The following is a 242-nucleotide window of genomic DNA, read 5'->3' on the forward strand; positions in this document are numbered from 1 at the left end:
CGCTTCCAGAGGGATTCACTGCCCATTTTCGTGATCCGAAAGTATGGAAGCGAAATGACCAGTGGTACATGGTTCTAGGTGCACAAAGCCTTGACCTGAAAGGGAATCTCGTCTTATTTACCTCTGATACTTTAGACAATTGGACGTTTCAAGGCATCATTGCAGGCAGTGGGAAAAATGGATTAGAGGATTTCGGCTATATGTGGGAATGTCCAGATCTATTTGAATTAGATGGACGGGAT

At 44.2% G+C, this 242-nt stretch carries 1 pseudogene; it reads left to right on the top strand.

Annotated elements, in window-relative coordinates:
- Positions 1 to 242, top strand: a pseudogene (locus tag FS742_RS27315) (sucrose-6-phosphate hydrolase); the annotation flags it as partial.

Origin of the sequence: Bacillus cereus (genome assembly GCF_007678085.1) — a bacterium.
Classification (GTDB): Bacteria; Bacillota; Bacilli; order Bacillales; family Bacillaceae_G; genus Bacillus_A; species Bacillus_A cereus_BE.